This is a genomic window from Desulfobacter sp. UBA2225 (genome assembly GCF_002348205.1).
GTDB classification, from domain to species: Bacteria; Desulfobacterota; Desulfobacteria; order Desulfobacterales; family Desulfobacteraceae; genus Desulfobacter; species Desulfobacter postgatei.
Map to the genome: position 1 here is coordinate 2,147 of NZ_DDYV01000253.1, position 4,562 is coordinate 6,708.

Here is a 4,562-nt window from a genome sequence, read left to right on the forward strand (position 1 = left end):
TATCCCCCCCAAAGGGGGGAGGAGGATGCCAAGGCATCGGGCGGTTCCTGCTGTCTACCGATGTGCCTGTTCTTTTTTCAAAAAATCTTATTAAACGAGCTCATTCTTTTCTCAGAATATGTAACCATACGTGGGATTTTAAGGTGCTATCGAAGGTTCTGTATCGAAAGAATTTACAGCCGCATTTATCCGTGTTTATTGATTTCAGCCCTCTCCCTTGCCTTTCTGGTTTTGCCCTATATCATCAAAACAACCCAGGGCGCCATTAAAAGAATTCCGCTTTTAACCCGGCTCACAGCACCGGGTTTAGGTGCCACAAAACTGCAGAATGTGGTTCTGGTTTTGTTGCCTTTGGCCCTCGCCGATATTATTTCCGGCGTGGTTCTTGCCATTGGACGATGTGCAGAGGATACGGCCGTAATCATGCTCACCGGCGTGGTTGCCACTGCAGGTGTTCCCAAATCTCTTTTTTCCAGCTTTGAGGCCCTGCCGTTTTATATCTATTACACGGCATCGGAATACACAGATCCTGCAGAACTGATGAAAGGATACGGTGCTGCCCTTATTTTGCTTTTGATCTGTTCGGTGCTTTTTGTATTCGCCCATCTCATCAAGACACTGATTGATCGCAAGGCAGGAATTATGATTTAGGAATCAGATATGCAAAATCCGGTTAAAATAAAAATCAGAGATCTTTATTTTTATTACAGGACCCTGGCCATCCTGGAAAATATCAATATTGATATTCATGCCAACACCATAACTTGCATTACCGGGCCGTCAGGTCAGGGGAAATCCTCATTTCTTACCATATTAAACCGCCTTTGCCACAGCATGGAAGGCGCAATGGTCTCTGGACAGGTAACCATTGATTTCGGCAACGGATTTGAAAATATTTTTCAAAAAGACTATGTCCTGCCCGAGTTAAGAAAAAAGGTGGGCATGGTATTCCAAACACCCAACCCATTGCCCATGAGCATTTACAAAAATGTGGCATTTCCTTTGAGGCTTGCCGGATATAAAAACCGGGAAAATATCCGGGGAAAGGTAAAAAAGGCCTTTGAACATGCCTTTTTATGGAAAGAGGTCAAAGATAGACTCTTGGAGGATGCCCGCCTTCTTTCAGGCGGCCAGCAGCAACGGCTTTGCCTGGCAAGATCCCTCGTTCTGGACCCCCAGGTTCTGCTGCTGGACGAGCCCACTTCCAGTCTGGATGAGACGTCAGTCCAACTCATTGAAGACCTGCTGGTTCGGTTAAAAAACAAATGTACAATTATAATAGTTTCCCACTATATGGACCAGGTCAAACGCATTGCCGATCAGCAGTTTGTTTTGTGCGATCGGCAATTGAAACCTGTTTAAGCAATATAGGTTCTAATCGGGTAGCAAATCATAAAAATACATCATGGCATCGGATCGGGTGATGATGCCGATAATTTTTCCCTCTTTCATGACGGGAATTCTTCCGATATCATGCCGGATCATGAGGCGAACCGCCTCAAAGGCGCTTTTATCATAATCAATGGTGATAATTGTCCGGCTCATAATGGCTTTAATCGGGGACTGCATCTGGTTTGACTTTTTGACTTTTCTGAAATCACGTCTTGAAACAACCCCCACAAGATTCTCGTTATCGTCCACAACAGGCATGCCCGTACATCCCATCTCCCGCAGCATCATGGCCACATCACCCACAGGGGTGTTTGCGTTTACCGTTACCACAGGGTAAGACATGATATCGGAGAGCATGACCGAGGAATACTGGTTGCCCTTGAGCAATTCCAGAACGGTTTCTAATAATGCATCCGGATTCGCGCCCTTGACCAGGGCCGAGCCTGCTCCGGGATGGCCGCCACCGCCCAGGGAGCGCATGAGCACACCGATATTGATATCATCCACCCCGCTTCTGCCGATTACCATGCAATTGTCTTTTGCCACGTCCCTGAATATGCCGATAGCCACGTCTACATTCATCAGTTCCCGGTACATCTGCATCACCATGGCCAGGTTTTCCACCCGGCCCTCCAGTTCAACCCGGGATACACTCAATGAGAAGCCGTTAAACTCACTTCGTTCTGCCTCCTGTATCATGTTAAAGAGGATATCTTTTTGTTTTTTTCCGTAAGCCGGTTGCAAAAAGGTGCCCAGGATATTGAGATCCGCCTTGCAGTCCAGCAAAAATCCTGCAGCATAGGCGTCTTCCGGACGGGTGGACGCATAGCTCAGATGGCCTGTATCTTCATAAATGCCGATTAAAAACAAGGTGGCCTGGATCGGGGTGATCAGTTTACGTTCTTTTTCGATCTGCTGGACAAGCATGGTCGCTGTAGATCCTGTCTGGGAAAGATGTGACTCCCGGGCTTCAATATCTCCTTCTTCGTGATGGTCCCAAACAATGACGTCAAGATCGGACTTTTCGGATAAAATGCTTAAACGTTGGTCCAAACGGGACCATGAGTGGGTGTCTACACAAATAAGGGTATCTACGGTATCCAGATCCACTTCATTAGGTGCCCACAAATTAAAAAGATCTTTGTGAATGGCTAAAAAATTTTTAAGGTTGGCATTCACTGTCCCGGGAAGGACGGCCTTGGCATCCGGATATATGATTGTGGCTGCCACAAGGCTTGCCAGGGCATCAAAATCAGAACTCTTATGGGTGGTGATGATTTTCATAGGGCCTCTTTGTTGTTCGGGATTTTTTTCATCAGGGGCTGTTTGATCGGATATTTTGTCGGATATAATTTCAATAGGCTTTTGTTACGTCGTTTTGTTGATCCATTTACATCCTATCGATATAATATATAATCATTTATATGAAAGTTCCAATAAGTTGTTTAATTACTTTTATGTTTTGTTGTGGGTTGAACCTGGTTGCTGATAAATCAGGTCAGCCCATGGCCGTTATTTGATAATACCTCAACTTTTATGGTGCTAAAATTTGAGTTTCGTCAGGGTAGAGATGTATTCAAAACATTATTTTTGCTAATATATTACAGATAGTTTTAATTCTAAATATCTATTGTAAGGAGCATAAAAATGGCTCAAATCAATCTCAAAGAAATCAAATGCGTTCCCTACCAACCGGTTGAAGTTCATCAGGGATATACAGACCATTCCCTTCATATCAACGTAAGTAACAATAAGATCAAAATCTGTGATATTGAGGAAAAGATCAAACAAAAATTCATCGGCGGCAAAGGGTATGATCTGTGGCTGATGTGGCATGCGGTCTCCGGAACCACCCGCTGGGATGACCCTGAAAATGCCATCTGCATCGCATCAGGGCCTTTGGGGGGGGGTACCTGGATATCCCGGCGGCGGAAAGAGTATTGTCACCACCATTTCTCCCCTGACCGGGGCCCCCATTGATTCAAACGTAGGTGGTTATTTTGGCCCGTATAAGAAATTTGCAGGCTTTGATGTCATTCAATTGGACGGCCGGGCCGAGCAGGATACGGTAATCCTCATTGACGGTATTGAAAATACCATTAAGCTGTTCCACGCAGAGAGCATTCCTGGGGATGCGTATGAACTGTCATCGGCCCTGACACACCATTTTGACGAAAAGAAACCGGGTAATGTATCTGTTGTTACCGCAGGACCCGGTGCAGAAAATACTTATTTCGGCTGTCTGAACGTCTCCTGGTGGGATACCGGGCGCAAGAGGGTCCGTTATAAACAGGCCGGCAGAGGCGGTATTGGAACGGTATTTGCCAACAAGAAGATTAAGGCGGTTGTGGCCAGATACGGAACCATTTCCATGAAAAACAACCAGCCGGCGGATCCCGAAGCACTCAAAACGGTTACCAGGGCCTATGCCAAGGAGATCACCACCCTTGATCCCAAACAAAACCGGATGGCCCTGGTGGGCACCACCCATCTGGTGCCCATTATGAACGATCATGACTGTCTGCCTGTGCATAATTTCAAGTTTGGTTCCCATCCGGAAGGCAAGGTCATTGGTGAAGAAACCTATGAACATCTCTTTGACAAGGGGTTTGACGGCTGCTGGAAAGGTTGTGCCGTGGCCTGTTCCCACGGGGTAAAGGATTTTTCTCCTTTGACCGGACCGTATAAGGCCCAAAAGGTTTTTGTGGACGGACCTGAATATGAAACCGTGGCCGGATGCGGGTCAAACTTAGGCATTTTTGATGCCCACACCATCATTGAAATAAACTTTTACTGCGATGCCTATGGTCTGGATACCATCTCTGTGGGCACCTCGATCGCTTTTGTCATGGAGTGCTTTGAGAGCGGACAGATCACTTTGGATCACACCGGTGGCATGGATTTAAGTTTCGGCAACCGGTTCAACGCCCTGGAACTCGTTCACCAGATGGCTCAGGGCAAAGGCTTCGGCACCATTGTCGGAAAAGGCGTCCGCCGGATGAAAGAGATCTTTGTCAGGGATTTCGGTGCAGATCCCGACTTTTTGCAGGATATCGGCATGGAATCCAAGGGGCTGGAATTCTCCGAATACATGACCAAGGAGAGTCTGGCCCAGCAGGGCGGTTACGGGCTGGCCCTCAAAGGTCCCCAGCATGACGAGGCCTGGCTGA

Annotated in this window: 5 protein-coding genes; 4 read left to right on the forward strand and 1 reads right to left on the reverse strand. The window is 46.9% G+C overall.

Features of this window, described 5'->3' with window-relative positions:
* Positions 1-198 precede the first annotated feature (198 nt).
* A complete protein-coding gene (locus B3D59_RS12595; protein ID WP_286820183.1) occupies positions 199-651 on the forward strand; it encodes an ABC transporter permease subunit in 453 nt (150 codons plus the stop codon).
* 9 nt (positions 652-660) lie between these two features.
* Complete coding sequence (locus B3D59_RS12600) at positions 661-1,362, forward strand: phosphate ABC transporter ATP-binding protein (protein ID WP_286820184.1); 702 nt, start codon at positions 661-663, stop codon at positions 1,360-1,362.
* A 12-nt stretch (positions 1,363-1,374) separates the two neighbouring features.
* On the opposite strand, the gene B3D59_RS12605 is transcribed toward B3D59_RS12600, so the two are convergent.
* Positions 1,375-2,676, reverse strand: coding sequence for a CBS domain-containing protein (locus tag B3D59_RS12605; protein ID WP_286820185.1), 1,302 nt, complete (start codon positions 2,674-2,676; stop codon positions 1,375-1,377).
* 363 nt (positions 2,677-3,039) lie between these two features.
* Between B3D59_RS12605 and B3D59_RS12610 the strand changes: the two genes are divergently transcribed.
* Both B3D59_RS12610 and B3D59_RS12615 read left to right on the forward strand, forming a co-directional pair.
* A complete protein-coding gene (locus tag B3D59_RS12610; protein WP_286820186.1) occupies positions 3,040-3,372 on the forward strand; it encodes an aldehyde ferredoxin oxidoreductase N-terminal domain-containing protein in 333 nt (110 codons plus the stop codon).
* A partial coding sequence (locus B3D59_RS12615) for an aldehyde ferredoxin oxidoreductase C-terminal domain-containing protein (protein WP_286820187.1) occupies positions 3,266-4,562 on the forward strand: 1,297 nt, incomplete at its 3' end. The genes B3D59_RS12610 and B3D59_RS12615, both read left to right, overlap by 107 nt.

What these genes read in the sequence shown, in the direction of transcription:
- B3D59_RS12600 (WP_286820184.1), top strand. Translation starts at nt 661, where the DNA reads ATGCAAAATCCGGTTAAAATAAAAATCAGAGATCTTTATTTTTATTAC.
- B3D59_RS12605 (WP_286820185.1), bottom strand. Translation starts at nt 2,676, where the DNA reads ATGAAAATCATCACCACCCATAAGAGTTCTGATTTTGATGCCCTGGCA.
- B3D59_RS12610 (WP_286820186.1), top strand. Translation starts at nt 3,040, where the DNA reads ATGGCTCAAATCAATCTCAAAGAAATCAAATGCGTTCCCTACCAACCG.